Consider the following 15,336-nt stretch of genomic DNA (forward strand, 5'->3'; position numbering starts at 1 on the left):
AACTATAGATCAATGTTAAATCTACCATTGACTAGAATTTTATTTGTATTTGCATTCTAATATTGGTTCGGGTATTGCTATTGATGGTTTGTAATCCCGAGCTGATTTCGTTTCTGTCAGAATAGGTGGTTCTGCCTGCCTTAATCCAGAGCTTCACATTTCTAAGCGCTTGGTATTGAGCCATAAAATACACCCTCGATCCTTCCCCCTGAAAAGCAGGTGTGTAAAAATTATAAAGCAGATCGTTCTCGTAAGCATACAAACGTGTGTCGTAATTTTCGGTGTCGAATATGCTGTAACGTAACCAACAAGAAAGTTTGTGGTTGTTGTTCAGGAATTTTACACCGGTGTAGGCAAGTATTCCTTCCGTGCTGCGTTTGTTTTCTTCCTTGTAAAAAGACTTCTCCACGCGCATCTGCAGCAACCAGTTCTGATGGGCTACCATGTCTGTGTGTAATCTAACTTTCTTAATGTTAGTGGTTGCAATAATATACTCGGGGATATCTTCTATAGTTTGGTTTTGCGACTTCTCTTTTTCGCGATAACGCACATTTACTTTAAACTGTGGATTAAGCTCATAATTTGCCTGAAAAGAAATGTCATAGCCGCTTGAAGGTTTGTCGATACTATATTTTAACCAGTTGGTTTTAAATAAATCCACGTAACCCGCAAGTTTTAACTTAGGCACCGGCAATGTGTTTATAGCCAGATAAAAACCCGATTCGCCTGCCGGAAATGAGTTTTCGGAAAAAGCGTTAACCCAAGGCGAATAATATTTGCGGGAGAAATAACGGTGCGATAGTGCCACGGAAACTTGGTTGGCCGGTCTGAGCTGCAAGCCGTTTATCATGGCTGGATTACCGGTGCCGTCGACAGCCAGCTCGCCAAAAGCCAGCCAATTGTTAGTGCCATAATTATAAGCAATCCAATACTGCGACGATTTCGTTTTTTCGTGGGCCAAAATTTGATATAGCTCTTTTACGGCTATGGAGTCGGCATCGTACGTCTGAGAAAATCCCCCTAAAGAAACAGATAGGTTTTTAAACCGACAATCTAAATTTGCGCCATAAGTGGACTGGCCAAGTTTGTTCTTTTTGTTTAATTCGCTTTGGGTACGATGGTAACCGGTCTCGGGCATCGAAGCTACGATGGTCCAAGTTGAATCTTCATGGAATCCGATATCTGCATCCCTATCCTTTAGAGAAGCAAACAAGGAAAATTCCGCATTTTTATAGGCAAGGGTAGTTGCTATACCTCTAAAATAAGCATACTCATTAGCTGATGAATACTTCCTGAATCCATGGCCTCTTTTCCGAATACTCAAGGGTTCCGAAGTCTTACCCATGCTTGTTCCGGTCCACAAAGCAAGGCCCTGTCCAAAATTGGCATGATAATCTCCGATAATCACAGTCTTTATAAGATTGTCGCCCTCAAACATCGCATAACCGGATACAAAGTCGATAGGCGTTATTTCCTCTCCGGGATCTTTGTCCATCACCATGCCAGCATACCAGTTGCTACCATACCGGAGTTGAAGTTTGGCGTACAAATGATGCCTGTCGCCATAGTAGCCCGAACCGGTAGAGTCCGATTCGTAACCTTTGGCTTTTTCCACATCAAACTGGTCGCGCAGAATCAATTGTCCATCTAGGTGTTTTCTGTATGGTGGTTTTGTTTCGATAGGTTCTATTGTTACAAACATCATTAGCCGTTCAATATCTGTCCGGGTAAGACCACCTGCACCTTGTAACTGATATTTTGAGTCCAGCGGCCCCATTTTTTCCATATAATCCAAAATCGCTTTAATCTGTAGGTCGGACAGAAATACGAGTTTCTCCAAATCAACCTGTTCAATTAAATTTATATTGACAGGATTTTCATACAGCTCTAAAAGGTCATCAAAAATTTGAGATTGATTGTTTAAATCGATGTCGTTCTCACTAAGCGACTCCATCAGCTCGTCAATCACTTTCTCCGGATTTTCGGCCACCTGTGCCCGTATTCCTGCAATGCCGATCAGGAGAGTTAATGTCAAGAGTAGCAGCTTCATTGATTTTGCCGAAATAAATAAGTAATTCCGAAACAAGATGATATTCCAAGAACATCGTGATGTGACATTCCTGCATCCAATTGAAAATCGAAAACGTTAAAACCCAGTCCAAAGGTGTAATTCAGCGGTTTTCCAAAGAGGCCTGTCCTTATCCAAACCATCTCCTTTATCTCATATTCCAGGCCCAGTTTAAATAGACTTTTAAAACCGTCTTGTTTTTCCAATTCGCAGGAAATATCGAAATCGGTCGAAGCATTCCAGTTGAAACCCAATACAAACAAAGAAGGGATCTGGGAAGAAATATCTTGAACTGTAATTTTGGACCGTTCGGGATTGGAAACAAAGCAACCTAGTTGAACGGCATCCATAGGTTCGTAGATCACACCTACGCCGGCAAAGAGTTGGCTTCCCGATCCGCTTTGTGAAACATCGGTATTCTGAAAGTTAAACTGGAAGGCGGCATGCAGAGTGGGTGTTATGCTTCGCGAATAGGATAAGCCAATGTTATTCTCTTGATATAATGAATAGCCAAATTGATTGATATTCACAGCTAACACGCCAAACTGGTATGGAAGCACAACCAGGGCATTTTTTGAGCTTAATTCATGCACAAAATATGGGAGGTAGTACGAAACTGAGGCGGCAATTTGTGTTGTTTTGGAGGTTCCGGCGGGATTTGTCAATACGCTCCAGCTATCAAAGCTGGCTGTACCTGTTCCTCCTCTTCCCAAAGATACAGGAGAGTTTAAATAAGCCGACTGCCCCATTGTTCCTATGGGTAATAACATGTAGGCAATCCATTGTAAAATACGGTTAGGGGTCATAAAAAAAGGCAACCAAAAGTTTCACCTTATAAGTTACCTTATTTGTAATACGATAGCAAGTATTCTTCTACAAAAATATGTCAAATAACCAAGCCTAAACTTTTAGTTGGTTTTGAAATCATATTTAATCTCGCTTAATTCCTTGTTGGCATTTTCAATTTTTACCTTTAGGTTGTCCTTGAAAGCTGCAACCCGCTCGGCTAATTCCCTGTCGCCAAGAGATATCATCTGAGCGGCTAGGATACCTGCATTCTGGGCACCGTTGATACCTACAGTTGCAACGGGAATTCCAGGAGGCATTTGAACAATCGCCAATAGGGCATCCAGCCCATCCAGAGAGGCTTTAATGGGTACGCCAATAATTGGCAACTTGGTCATGGAAGCAATTACGCCGGGAAGGTGAGCGGCCATACCGGCAGCAGCTATAATTACCTTTATTCCTCGGTCTTCGGCTCCTTTAGCAAATTTTTCAACAGCTTCAGGGGTTCTGTGCGCCGATAATGCGTTTATCTCAAATGGAATTTTTAAATCGTTTAGCACTTGGGCTGCCTTTTCCATAACAGGCAAGTCGGACGTGCTACCCATAATAATACTAACTACTGCTTGCATAGTAAAACTGTTTGTAATAAATGATTAAACTAGCGCAAAATTAATAAGTTATAAAATAAAATAGCTCATGCACGGGTTTTTTTTGTATTTTTGCGCCATTAATTTAAAAAATCCCCCCAATTAATGAAGCGCATAAAGTTATTAGACAGGGAGTTTGAGCTGTCTTTATCTTATAAGGAGATTGATGGAGCGATTGAAAAAATCGCGGATAAAATGAATAAGGAGCTGGCAGGTGTCGACCCATTAATGATTTGTATCTTAAATGGTTCGTTTATGTTTGCGGCCGATTTAATGAAAAAGGTAAATTTTCCATGTAAGATCAGCTTCGTTAAATTGTCGTCGTACGAAGGAACCGGAACAACCGGAACCGTAAAAGAATTGATCGGATTAACCGAGAATATTGAAGGCAGAACGGTTGTGATTCTGGAGGATATAATTGATACCGGTATAACCATCGAAAAAATTATAAAACAGTTAGAGGGTTACAAACCAAAGGATCTTAAAATAGCAAGTATGCTGTTTAAGCCCGAAGCTTGTAAGGCAGATATTAACGTAGATTATATCGGACTGGAGATTCCGAACGATTTCATAGTAGGTTACGGATTGGATTATGACGGTTATGGAAGAAATTTGCCTGACATTTATACCGTAGTAGAATAAAATAAAATATAGTTAAAATGTTGAACGTAGTAATTTTTGGCCCTCCGGGGTCGGGTAAAGGTACCCAAAGCGAAAATATTATTAAGAAGTATAACTTAGCTCATATTTCAACCGGAGATTTATTGAGAGCCGAAATTAGCGGTCACACTCAATTAGGCACAATTGCTAAAAGTTTCATCGACAAAGGGGAATTGGTTCCTGATGAAACCATTATTGGAATGATTGACAACAAAATTGAATCATTGGCAAATACCGACGGGGTTATTTTTGATGGTTTTCCAAGGACCGAAGCACAGGCTGCTGCGCTGGATGAGTTGTTAGGTGAATATAAAACCAAAGTATCCGTAATGGTAAACCTTGAAGTCCCCAGGGAGGAATTGATAGAGCGTTTACTTAAAAGAGGTGAAACCTCTGGTCGTTCCGACGATAATTTGGATACTATCGAAAAAAGAATCTCGGTATACGAAACACAAACTAAGCCGGTCATTGATTTCTATAAAAAGAAAAGAGTGTATAAATCAATTAAAGGCGTAGGTAGTATCGAGGAAATATTTGAGTCAATTTCAGAGGCTATTGATTCTGCCAATTAGGCAATTATTTTAATTTTATATAAAGCCACGGAGGTTATACCTGCCCGTGGCTTGTTCTATTAAAAACTAGGTTATGGCAAGCAGCAATTTTGTAGATTACGTGAAAATTTTCTGTCGTTCAGGAAAGGGAGGGGCTGGTTCTATGCATATGCGTCGCGAGAAGTTTATCCCCAAGGGAGGGCCTGATGGTGGCGATGGAGGCAGAGGCGGACACGTAATTATAAAAGGAAGCCGTAACCATTGGACCCTGCTTCATCTTAAGTTCCAGCGCCATATTTTTGCCGGTCATGGCATGTCTGGTGGCGGACAAGGTAGTTATGGAGCGCAAGGTGATGACAAAACCATTTTTGTGCCGCTCGGAACCATTGCCAAAGATGCTGAGACAGGAGAAGTTATCTGTGAAATAACTGAAGAAAATCAGGAATTCATTATTGCCAAAGGCGGACTTGGAGGCAGAGGAAACATGCATTTTAAAACCTCCACTAACCAAACGCCTCGATACGCCCAGCCAGGACAAGACTTGACGGAAATTGCAGTTATTCTTGAACTAAAAGTTTTAGCCGACGTAGGTTTGGTGGGGTTTCCAAATGCGGGCAAGTCGACCCTGTTGTCGGTAGTGTCCGCCGCAAAACCCGAGATCGCCGACTATCCTTTTACTACCCTTGTTCCGAATCTTGGGATTGTGAACTACCGCGACTACAAGTCGTTTGTGATGGCCGATATTCCAGGGATTATAGAGGGAGCAAGTGAAGGGAAAGGTCTTGGATTAAGATTTTTAAGGCATATTGAACGCAATTCCATTCTCCTGTTTTTGGTTCCTTCCGATGCCGATGATATTAAAAAAGAATATGAGATTCTTTTAAATGAGCTAAAAAATTACAGCCCCGAACTGCTCGACAAAGAAAGGCTTCTAGCGATTTCAAAGTGCGATTTGTTGGACGAGGAGCTAATGGAGGAAATCAAACAAGACCTTCCCGAAATCCCATATACTTTTATATCTTCGGTGGCCAATTTAGGTATCACTGAGTTAAAAGATATGATATGGAAAGCATTGGAGGAATCCAACAAAGATATATAGGACTATGCGAACAGTATAGCGAACGGGCGAGTTTATATACCAAACAAATCGATGATGTATCCGGTAAGCTTGTTCGTTTAGGTTGGTTACGTTTATTGATTTTTATTCTATTATTTGCCGCACCTATTTATGTTTATGAATATTCCATAGTTGCTTCGGCAATTCTTTTTGTTGGTTTTGCTATTGCCTTTGGCGTTTTAGTTAAGCGATCTATTTCCTATAGAAAGTATAAGGCGGAAATGTATCTATGGCAAGGTCTTAACCGGAATGAGAGAAAAGCCATGGAAGGCGATTGGAGTTGCTTTGATCCGGGTAGCGAATTTATTGATCCCCGGCACGATTATTCTCACGATTTGGACATGTTCGGAGAAGGTTCGTTCTTTCAGTATATTAACCGGACTTCAACTTTGGAAGGCACCAATGTACTTAAAAACAAAATTTGTTCTCCCTATACGGACTGCAACAGTATTTTAACCGAACAAAAATCTATCATAGATTTATCGGAGAGATTGGATTTTCGTCAGCGTTTTTTTGCTAAGGGGAAAATGTTGGACGAAACAAAAGAAGATATAAACAGGATTAAATCTTTTAAGAGTTACAAGCCTTTTTTCCAGTCAAAAGGCAAACTATTTTATTCGCTGCTTATTGCAATGCCCATATTGTTTTGTATCTCCCTCATATTTTCATTCTTTGAATTGCCGTCCGGTGTGCCAATAATTATCTTTTTAATAAACCTTGGCATTGTTGGATTCAATATTAAAGAAATCAATAAAATTAACCAGCAATTTTCATCGCTTACCGGAATATTGCAAAAGTATGCCATACTAACCGATCTAATAGTGAATGAAAAATATAGCGCAGAAAAATTGACAGCTTTACAAAGTCAGCTTAGTGTTGAAAACGTCACGGCATCAAAAATAATTCGTAAACTCAGTAAATACATGAGCCAGTTTGACCAGCGAAACAGCATGTTTGTCGGGTTTCTGCTTAACGGTTTCTTGCTTTGGGATTATAGATATGTGAATAAGATTGAACTGTGGTTGGAGAAATTCGGAAGTGAAATTGACCAGTGGATTGATGTGGTGCATGAAATAGATGCATTAAACAGTATGGCTGGATATGTTTTTAATCACCCTGATTTTGTATTTCCCCTGCCGCAAAAACAAACAGTACTTCAGGCTAAAGATCTGGGGCATCCTTTGTTGGACAGAGGCGAACGGGTTTGCAACGATTATGATTTTAAAGAATCAATATTCTCGTTAATTACCGGGGCTAATATGTCCGGTAAAAGTACTTTTTTACGGACTGTGGGTTTAAATTTAGTATTAGCCAGATGTGGAATGCCTGTATGCGCAAGCGCTATGACTTTCAGGCCAATGTCGATGATTACCAATATGCGAACTACGGACTCGCTGATGAAGCACGAGTCATACTTTTTTGCGGAGTTGAAGCGCCTTCAGTACATCATTGAACAACTTAAGCAGGGTAACGACGTGTTTATAATTCTTGATGAGATTTTAAAGGGGACCAACTCCAATGATAAAACCTATGGTTCGATGGAACTGATTAAACACCTGCTGTCTTTAAACGCTTTTGGAATGATAGCAACGCATGATCTGGAATTGGGCGTGCTCGAAGATCAAACGGATGGTAAAATTGTTAATCGCTGTTTTGAAGTTGAAAATACGGACAACAAATTACATTTCGATTATAAATTGCAGTTTGGAGTCACTCAAAATCATAATGCTACTTTCTTAATGAAACGTATGGGTATAATTGCGAACAATTAATAAAGAATTATTTTTTGATTAGAGCCAAAAAAATAGCTAAAACACTATGTTTTAAAGTTTTTTTTGGTTTTTTTTACAGGGATATTACTCAATCTCCAATTGATTAAATTTTTAAAATTAATTCATGAGGAGTGTTTTTACCGTTATATTAATTTTCGGTTCACAAAATTTGCAATAAACGGGTTCATTTAGTTGGACCCGTTTTTTTTAAAATGAGATTTCAATAGGAATATACATTAAATTATGATAGATTGACAGGTCGTTCCACAAACTTACCAACTGGGTAAACACAATAACAGTTTGACAATAGACAACAATCTGCCTCCTATTGTTGATAAAAGAATTACCAAACAAAATCCTGTTTTATTATATTTGGGAGATTTTCTTTAAAAAAACAAGCTATGTCGCAGCAGTATTCAGAAGACGCTATAAGAACGTTAGATTGGAAAGAGCATATTCGCAAACGTCCCGGTATGTACATTGGTAAGCTGGGTGACGGTTCCTATCCCGATGACGGGATTTATGTGCTTTTAAAAGAGGTTATGGACAACTCTATCGATGAGTATATGATGGGGTTTGGGAAAAAGATTGATGTCACCGTGCAAGAAGGTATCGTTACCATCCGCGACTATGGTAGAGGAATTCCTTTAGGTAAAGTGATTGACGTGGCCTCGAAAATGAATACCGGGGCAAAATACGATTCTAGAGTGTTTAAAAAATCTGTGGGGCTTAACGGAGTTGGTATCAAAGCCGTAAATGCGCTATCCGCAGATTTCTCGGTGACAGCCTTTCGTGAAGGGGAATGTAAGAAAGTCGATTTCTCACAAGGGAATATCATTAAAGAATACGAGATTGAGCCAACCTCCGAAGAGAACGGAACCTTTGTGACATTTAAACCGGATTCGTCTATTTTTGATAAATATAACTATAGAGACGAGTACATCGAGCCACTTCTGAAAAACTATACCTATTTAAATGCCGGTTTAGCTATCTATTTCAATGGTAAAGTGTATAAATCGAAGAATGGCTTGTTGGATCTACTTAACGACAACATGACCTCTCCGGGGATTTATCCACTTATTCATCTTTCGACAGATGATTTTGAGGTGGCATTGACGCATGGAAACCAGTATGGAGAAGAGTATTACACCTTTGTAAACGGGCAGCATACCACACAGGGGGGTACACATCAGATTGCATTCAGGGAGGCCTTAGTAAAAACAATACGAGAGTTTTACAATAAAAACTTCGATGTTTCGGATATCCGAACTGGGGTTATTGCAGCCATCAGTATAAAAATTGAAGAGCCTGTTTTTGAGTCGCAAACAAAAACCAAGTTGGGATCTAAGGATATGGGCCCTCAAGGCCCTTCCGTCAGAAATTTCATTGTAGACTTTATTAAAAAGGAGCTGGATAACTTCCTGCACAGAAATGCTGAAACGGCAGAACTTTTGATGAAGAAAATACTGGAATCCGAAAAAGAGCGCAAAGCTATTTCAGGTATCCAGAAACTGGCCAAAGAAAGAGCCCGGAAAGTAAGCTTGCACAATAAGAAACTGCGTGATTGTCGGGTACATTACAGCACCAACAATGAGGATGCACCCAACTCATCTATTTTCATTACCGAGGGTGACTCGGCCAGTGGTTCCATTACTAAAGCACGAAACGTGAATACGCAAGCGGTTTTTAGTTTAAAAGGAAAGCCCCTTAACTCATATGGATTAACACGCAAGGTGGTATATGAGAACGAGGAGTTTAACTTGTTGCAGGCGGCCCTTAATATTGAAGATGGTTTGGAAACATTGCGGTATAACCACGTTATTATTGCTACGGATGCCGACGTGGATGGAATGCATATCCGTTTGTTGTTGATTACCTTCTTTTTGCAATTCTTCCCCGAATTGGTTAAAAACGGCCACCTGTATATTCTGCAGACGCCATTGTTTAGGGTCAGGAATAAAAAGAAGACCATATATTGTTACTCCGACGAAGAAAAGCAAGCTGCCATGAAAAAACTGGGCGCCAATCCCGAGATAACCCGATTTAAAGGACTTGGCGAGATTAGTCCCGATGAGTTCAAGCATTTTATCGGGAAAGATATCCGGTTGGAACCGGTACGGATGAAAAAAGAAGATTCGGTGAAGGAACTGCTAACTTTTTATATGGGTAAAAATACACCAAACCGCCAGGAATTTATTATTGAAAATCTTGTAGTAGAAGAAGATCCTGCATAATTTTTATAATGCACCAGAAGAATGAGCGACGAAAATAATACACAAAACGAGGAAGAATTAGCGCCTAACCGCAAAGAGTTTAATTCGGACGAAGATCAAGGTACAGAAAAACCGTATACAGAAACGCGGATTTCACATTTGGGAGGCATGTACAAAAGTTGGTTTTTGGATTACGCATCATATGTGATTCTTGAACGCGCGGTGCCTCACCTCAACGATGGTTTAAAGCCGGTTCAGCGACGTATTCTTCACGCCATGCGGCGGATGGACGATGGGAGATACAACAAGGTGGCCAACATTATTGGTTTTACCATGCAGTTTCACCCGCACGGAGATGCGTCAATTGGCGATGCCTTGGTGCAATTGGGGCAAAAGAACTTATTGATTGATACCCAGGGAAACTGGGGTAACGTGGCAACAGGGGATGGTGCAGCCGCTCCGCGCTATATCGAAGCCAGATTGACCAAGTTTGCCCAGGAGGTAGTCTTCAATCCCAAAACCACGCATTGGAAAATGAGTTACGATGGCCGTAACAAAGAGCCCATCACCCTCCCGGTTAAGTTTCCGTTGCTTTTGGCCCAGGGTGTTGAAGGTATTGCAGTGGGTTTGGCTTCCAAAATTTTGCCACACAACTTTAATGAATTGATCGATGCTTCTATCTGTCATTTGGAAGGTAAGGACTTTGAAATATTCCCGGACTTCCCGACCGGCGGGATGGCTGATGTTTCCCGTTATAACGATGGGCTAAGAGGAGGAGCGGTAAAAGTACGTTCCAAAATAGTCAAGGAAGATAACCGGACCCTGAATATCAGCGACATTCCGTTCGGTAAGAATAGCTCCACCTTAATCGAGTCTATCATAAAGGCCAACGAAAAGGGTAAAATTAAGATTAAAAAGATTGACGATAACACCGCGGAAAAGGTGGAGATTCTTATCCATTTGCCCAACGGTGTTTCTACGGATAAAACGATAGATGCGCTATATGCCTTCACCGATTGCGAGGTTTCAATCTCGCCCAACTCCTGTTTGATTGAGGATAACACGCCTAGGTTTATGCCGGTTTCCGAAATCTTAAAGCGGAATACCGACCATACGGTTCATTTGTTGACACGTGAGTTGGAGATTCGCAAGGGTGAGCTGGAAGAGGCCTGGCATTTTGCCTCCCTGGAACGTATTTTCATCGAAAACAAAATTTACCAGAAAATTGAGGAGTGTGAAACGATGGAGGCCATTATCCAAACCATCGATCATGGCTTGGACCCGTTTAAAGAGATCTTGCGCCGAAAGGTAACACGCGATGATATTATTAAACTAACCGAAATTAAGATTAAGCGTATTTCGAGGTTTGATGCCAAAAAGGCGGATGAGTATATTGCTTCCATAGAGGAAGAAATGGAACAGATTGAATACAATCTGGCAAATATCATCCCTTACAGTATCAACTATTACAAGCATATCAAAAAAACGTACGGTAAAAATCATCCCCGACAAACCGAAATCAGAAGCTTTGAGAACATTGAAGCAAGCAAAGTTGTGGTGAAAAACGAGAAACTGTATATCAATCGGAAGGAAGGATTTATGGGAACGTCGCTGCGACGCGACGAGTTTGTTTGCGATTGCTCGGATATAGACGATATTATTATTTTTTATAAAGATGGTCGTTATTTGATTACAAAAGTATCCGACAAGGCATTTATCGGCAAAGGAGTGTTGCATCTGGCAGTTTTCAAAAAATCCGATACACGAACCATCTATAACGTGGTTTACCGGGATGGGAAGGCAGGTGCAGTATATGTTAAGCGGTTTGCGGTCACCGGAATCACCCGCGACAAAGAATATGATGTCACAAAGGGAACAAAAGGATCGGACATATTGTACTTTAGCGCTAACCCAAATGGAGAGGCCGAGGTGCTCAAAATTATGCTGAAACCAAAGGCCAGAATTCGTAATATGATATTCGACTTCGATATGGCCGGCCTGGCCATTAAAGGTAGAGGTGCCATGGGTAATATTCTTACCAAATACGAGGTTCAGAAAGTGGCCCTGCGCAAAAAGGGAGTCTCTACACTTGGTGGACGGAAAATTTGGTTCGATAAAGATGTGCTCAGATTAAATTCCGACAGCAGGGGAGAATATCTGGGAGAGTTTCATGCAGATGATTTGATTCTGGTGATTACCAAGGATGGTCATTACTACCACACTAATTTTGATCTGACCAATCATTACGAGGACAATATCTTGTTGATCGAAAAATACAAATCAGATAAGGTATGGTCTGTTGCCTATTACGATGCCGATCAAAAATATTACTACTTAAAAAGGTTCCAGCTAGAAGCTTCAACCAAGGCGCAAAGTTTTATCGGAGAAAACAACAGATCCTATCTGGTTAGGGTAACAACAGTGGATTACCCTCGCTTGGAAGTAAAATTCGGGGGGGAAGATAAGGATCGCGATAAGATGATTGTTGAGGTAGATGAGTTCATTGGGGTGAAAAGCTTTAAGGCCAGAGGCAAACGGTTAACGACCTATCAAGTTTCAAAAATTAACGAGTTGGAACCGTTGATTAAAAAGGAAGAGCCGGAAGAACCCGCTGAACCTGAAAATAAGGAGGGAGAAGACAGGGAAGATAAAGATCAGATGTCGTTGTTTTAAAGTTCAAATTCTCGTATCTAAAGCTATGGAAATGACCAAAAGAGTTTACCTGATAGGATTTATGGGCAGCGGGAAATCCACGCTTGGCCGTTGGCTGGCAAATGCCATGGAAGGATGGACTTTTTTAGACTTGGATCATTTTATCGAAAATAAGTATCATAAAACCATTCCTCAAATATTTGAAGAAAAAGGGGAAGATGGTTTTCGTCAGATAGAAGCCTCATGTCTCGGGGAAATAAGTTGTTTTGAAAAGGTAATTGTTGGAGCGGGAGGCGGAACGCCTTGCTTTTTCAATAATATGGAGGTAATGAACAATACGGGTTTATCAATTTATCTTCAGCTTACACCTCAGGTTATTTATAATAGATTACAAACATCGAAGTCGCAGCGCCCGCTGATTAAAGGGAAAAAAGGTGATGAACTTCTTGACTATATAGCTGTTAAACTAGCGGAAAGGGAAGGTTTTTATACCAAGGCTAAACTGATAGCCGATGCCGATAATTGGGTGGTGGAGGATTTTGTAAATGCTATCCGTAACCATTCTTAAACCTTTTCTAAAGATTCTAGCTTTGGAAAAATCACTAAAGAAATTTTCATGCAATTACATAAGATAGAAGCCGGCAACTTTATGGCAGATGGAGGTGCGGTTTTTGGGGTGGTGCCCAAAGTGATGTGGGAGAAAAAATACCCTTGTAACAGTCAGAATTACTGTAACCTTTCATTGCGTTGTTTGCTTGTTAAGACCGAAAACAGGGTGGTTTTAATAGATACCGGAATAGGTAATAAACAAAGCGAAAAATTCTTTTCGTATCACCATTTAAATGGGGATGACTCCCTGGAAAAATCATTCGATGCAGCTAACATTTCATTTGAAGAAGTCACGGATGTGATACTTACTCATTTACACTTTGACCACTGTGGTGGTGCTGTGCAAAAAGATGATGATGGAAACTTGTCGCTTACCTTCCCCAATGCTGCTTATTGGCTAAGTGAGGCCCAATGGCATAACTTTAACCATGCAAACGTTAGGGAGGGATCGGTGTATTTTAAGGAAAATATTTTACCTGTTCTGGAAGAGGGAAGGTTGAAATTGATCAAGGATGACACCTGGCTTACTCAGGATATTGAGCTGAGGCTATTTCACGGCCATACGAAGGGGCAGATTATTCCTTTTGTTAAATATATGGGTAAGACGCTTGTATTTACTGCGGATTTAATTCCGGTAATGGCCAGTATTCCGGAGGCATGGGTAGCATCTTACGATATTGATCCGGTAACTTCGATGAATGAAAAACGCGACTTTTTAAATGAAGCACTGCAAAATAATTACATTTTATTATTTGAGCACGACTTATATAATGAATGCTGCTATTTGAAACAAGCAGATAAGGGAATTACAAATAGTGAAAGTTTTAAACTTGAGGAAATAAAATAAATGAGATCGAGAAAATTATAAAAGTACCATCAATAAGTATCCCACGAATGGCTCTTCCCTTTAGCCTCGAGGCAAGGGGGAAGTGCCACGTCAGAGAAGGGGGTGGGGCTGAAATTCATACCTACCCTTACAAATCGTAGGTTGTACTTTACCCTATGGCTTCTTATCACCTATACTCTTTATTATTGACACTACTATTCAGTTACAGAACTCCATCAAATAAAACGTTGCACCTTCGTCGCCAAGAGCGGCTGCTTTGTTTAAATCGGAACATCCGGCGCTTTTGCTTTCCATATTAAAATGTGCGATGGCACGGTTAAAGAAAAAGTCGGCAATCTCGCTATCCAATTCTATGGCATGCGTATAATCTATGATAGCATCCGCATAATTACCCATTCGAAACCAGGTATTGGCTCTATCGTAGTAGGCAAAGGCATAATCGGGTCGGATCTCAATACCTGTGTCGAAATCCATAATTGCCATTTTAAACTTGCCGAGCTGGTAGTAGGCGTTCCCGCGGTCAAAATAAGCGTCGTAATATTCCGAATCAATGGCTAAAAGCTCGGTAAAGACATCAATAGCACCATTGAAATCTTCTTTTTCGTACAATGCATTGGCCATATTATAATAAGCATCTATGTATTTCCTATCAAGTTTTATACATTTTCTGTAATTTTCAATGGCCCTTTCCAAACTATCCATGTCAAAGTATGTGTTGCCTAAATAGTAATATAAACGGGCATCATCTTTATTAATGACAATAGCTTGTTGAAACGAAGCAACGGCTTTGTCATACTGTCCTTTTTCAAGTTGTTTATTGCCTTGTTTAACAAGGTCTTCAATTTTATTTTGCCCGGAAACACTAATGGAAGCACCTAACAGCAAAATCAATAGAAATTTAATTGTGGTCATGGTTTTCATCAATTGGGTTAACTAGCGCTTCAGTTTTCTTTTCAAAGCTCTTTGTCTTTGTAGTTTTTTAAGTTTTTGTAGCTGTGCCTTTCTCAGTTGTAACAGCTTTTTGTTATTTGCTTTCGGATTTTGTTTTAAGGCTTTCATAACCGCCCTGCGCTGCTGTTTCGACATCTTTATCATTCGATTCATCTGCAACATTCGTATATCCAAGCGCTGATGGTAATTATCCCGTTTAACAACGGATTGCTGCCTGCTGTTTGATCGTATTTCTATGGTTTTAACATCGGGAACTTCCTTTTTTAGGACAGCTTCCTGCGCAAAAATGTTTCCCGCCATTAGCAGAAACATCAATGATATGATTAATTGTCTCATGGTTTTGCTTTTAATCTAACCTTTCCACACATTTCGGTTAGTCTGTTTGCACGCTTTGGTACTTGGATAGCAAAAATATAAAAAGGTTTAAAACACAGATAACTTTTTATTCCAATTGTATATTTAA

At 40.3% G+C, this 15,336-nt stretch carries 13 protein-coding genes; 8 read left to right on the forward strand and 5 right to left on the reverse strand.

The window, feature by feature from the left end; genetic code table 11:
• Positions 1-31 precede the first annotated feature (31 nt).
• The 3 genes from ACT29I_RS19285 to purE form a co-directional block, all read right to left on the reverse strand.
• Positions 32-2,050: a hypothetical protein gene (locus ACT29I_RS19285; RefSeq protein ID WP_430932932.1), complete on the reverse strand. Its 2,019-nt coding sequence runs from the start codon at positions 2,048-2,050 to the stop codon at positions 32-34.
• Positions 2,047-2,838: a hypothetical protein gene (locus tag ACT29I_RS19290; protein ID WP_430932931.1), complete on the reverse strand. Its 792-nt coding sequence runs from the start codon at positions 2,836-2,838 to the stop codon at positions 2,047-2,049. Before ACT29I_RS19290 ends, ACT29I_RS19285 begins: the two co-directional genes overlap by 4 nt.
• A 138-nt stretch (positions 2,839-2,976) precedes the next feature.
• A complete protein-coding gene (gene purE / locus ACT29I_RS19295; RefSeq protein ID WP_430932930.1) occupies positions 2,977-3,483 on the reverse strand; it encodes a 5-(carboxyamino)imidazole ribonucleotide mutase in 507 nt (168 codons plus the stop codon).
• A 123-nt stretch (positions 3,484-3,606) separates the two neighbouring features.
• Here purE and hpt point away from each other — a divergent pair, with 123 nt between their 5' ends.
• The 8 genes from hpt (at position 3,607) to ACT29I_RS19335 (ending at position 13,922) form a co-directional block, all read left to right on the forward strand.
• Positions 3,607-4,143 carry a hypoxanthine phosphoribosyltransferase gene (hpt, locus tag ACT29I_RS19300; RefSeq protein ID WP_430932929.1) on the forward strand — a complete coding sequence of 179 codons (537 nt, stop codon included), beginning with the start codon at positions 3,607-3,609 and terminating at the stop codon, positions 4,141-4,143.
• A gap of 17 nt (positions 4,144-4,160) precedes the next feature.
• Positions 4,161-4,733 (forward strand): adenylate kinase, encoded by a 573-nt coding sequence (locus tag ACT29I_RS19305; protein WP_430932928.1) that lies wholly within the window; start codon positions 4,161-4,163, stop codon positions 4,731-4,733.
• Between the two features lie 73 nt (positions 4,734-4,806).
• Positions 4,807-5,811 (forward strand): GTPase ObgE, encoded by a 1,005-nt coding sequence (gene obgE / locus ACT29I_RS19310; RefSeq protein WP_430932927.1) that lies wholly within the window; start codon positions 4,807-4,809, stop codon positions 5,809-5,811.
• Entirely contained in the window at positions 5,775-7,601 is a 1,827-nt protein-coding gene (locus tag ACT29I_RS19315; RefSeq protein ID WP_430932926.1) for a MutS-related protein, read from the forward strand. Before obgE ends, ACT29I_RS19315 begins: the two co-directional genes overlap by 37 nt.
• A 401-nt stretch (positions 7,602-8,002) precedes the next feature.
• Complete coding sequence (locus tag ACT29I_RS19320; protein ID WP_430932925.1) at positions 8,003-9,835, forward strand: DNA topoisomerase IV subunit B; 1,833 nt, start codon at positions 8,003-8,005, stop codon at positions 9,833-9,835.
• A 21-nt stretch (positions 9,836-9,856) separates the two neighbouring features.
• Complete coding sequence (locus ACT29I_RS19325; protein WP_430932924.1) at positions 9,857-12,487, forward strand: DNA gyrase/topoisomerase IV subunit A; 2,631 nt, start codon at positions 9,857-9,859, stop codon at positions 12,485-12,487.
• A 31-nt stretch (positions 12,488-12,518) separates the two neighbouring features.
• On the forward strand, positions 12,519-13,034 hold the full coding sequence (locus ACT29I_RS19330; RefSeq protein WP_430932923.1) for a shikimate kinase: 516 nt from the start codon (positions 12,519-12,521) through the stop codon (positions 13,032-13,034).
• A 48-nt stretch (positions 13,035-13,082) separates the two neighbouring features.
• Positions 13,083-13,922, forward strand: a complete 840-nt coding sequence (locus ACT29I_RS19335) for an MBL fold metallo-hydrolase (protein ID WP_430932922.1) — start codon at positions 13,083-13,085, stop codon at positions 13,920-13,922.
• A 198-nt stretch (positions 13,923-14,120) separates the two neighbouring features.
• Here the strand turns inward: ACT29I_RS19335 and ACT29I_RS19340 are convergent, their stop codons facing one another.
• Both ACT29I_RS19340 and ACT29I_RS19345 read right to left on the reverse strand, forming a co-directional pair.
• A complete protein-coding gene (locus tag ACT29I_RS19340; protein ID WP_430932921.1) occupies positions 14,121-14,834 on the reverse strand; it encodes a tetratricopeptide repeat protein in 714 nt (237 codons plus the stop codon).
• A 21-nt stretch (positions 14,835-14,855) separates the two neighbouring features.
• Positions 14,856-15,209: a hypothetical protein gene (locus tag ACT29I_RS19345; RefSeq protein WP_430932920.1), complete on the reverse strand. Its 354-nt coding sequence runs from the start codon at positions 15,207-15,209 to the stop codon at positions 14,856-14,858.
• Between the last annotated feature and the right edge of the window lie 127 nt (positions 15,210-15,336).

The sequence above is a fragment of the Saccharicrinis sp. GN24d3 genome (assembly GCF_052400645.1).
Lineage (GTDB): Bacteria > Bacteroidota > Bacteroidia > Bacteroidales > Marinilabiliaceae > Saccharicrinis.

Excerpts from the sequence above, each read along its gene's own strand:
- ACT29I_RS19285 (WP_430932932.1), bottom strand. The coding sequence starts at position 2,050 with ATGAAGCTGCTACTCTTGACATTAACTCTCCTGATCGGCATTGCAGGA.
- ACT29I_RS19290 (WP_430932931.1), bottom strand. The coding sequence starts at position 2,838 with ATGTTATTACCCATAGGAACAATGGGGCAGTCGGCTTATTTAAACTCT.
- purE (WP_430932930.1), bottom strand. The coding sequence starts at position 3,483 with ATGCAAGCAGTAGTTAGTATTATTATGGGTAGCACGTCCGACTTGCCT.
- hpt (WP_430932929.1), top strand. The coding sequence starts at position 3,607 with ATGAAGCGCATAAAGTTATTAGACAGGGAGTTTGAGCTGTCTTTATCT.
- ACT29I_RS19305 (WP_430932928.1), top strand. The coding sequence starts at position 4,161 with ATGTTGAACGTAGTAATTTTTGGCCCTCCGGGGTCGGGTAAAGGTACC.
- obgE (WP_430932927.1), top strand. The coding sequence starts at position 4,807 with ATGGCAAGCAGCAATTTTGTAGATTACGTGAAAATTTTCTGTCGTTCA.
- ACT29I_RS19315 (WP_430932926.1), top strand. The coding sequence starts at position 5,775 with ATGGAAAGCATTGGAGGAATCCAACAAAGATATATAGGACTATGCGAA.
- ACT29I_RS19320 (WP_430932925.1), top strand. The coding sequence starts at position 8,003 with ATGTCGCAGCAGTATTCAGAAGACGCTATAAGAACGTTAGATTGGAAA.
- ACT29I_RS19325 (WP_430932924.1), top strand. The coding sequence starts at position 9,857 with ATGAGCGACGAAAATAATACACAAAACGAGGAAGAATTAGCGCCTAAC.
- ACT29I_RS19330 (WP_430932923.1), top strand. The coding sequence starts at position 12,519 with ATGACCAAAAGAGTTTACCTGATAGGATTTATGGGCAGCGGGAAATCC.
- ACT29I_RS19335 (WP_430932922.1), top strand. The coding sequence starts at position 13,083 with ATGCAATTACATAAGATAGAAGCCGGCAACTTTATGGCAGATGGAGGT.
- ACT29I_RS19340 (WP_430932921.1), bottom strand. The coding sequence starts at position 14,834 with ATGACCACAATTAAATTTCTATTGATTTTGCTGTTAGGTGCTTCCATT.
- ACT29I_RS19345 (WP_430932920.1), bottom strand. The coding sequence starts at position 15,209 with ATGAGACAATTAATCATATCATTGATGTTTCTGCTAATGGCGGGAAAC.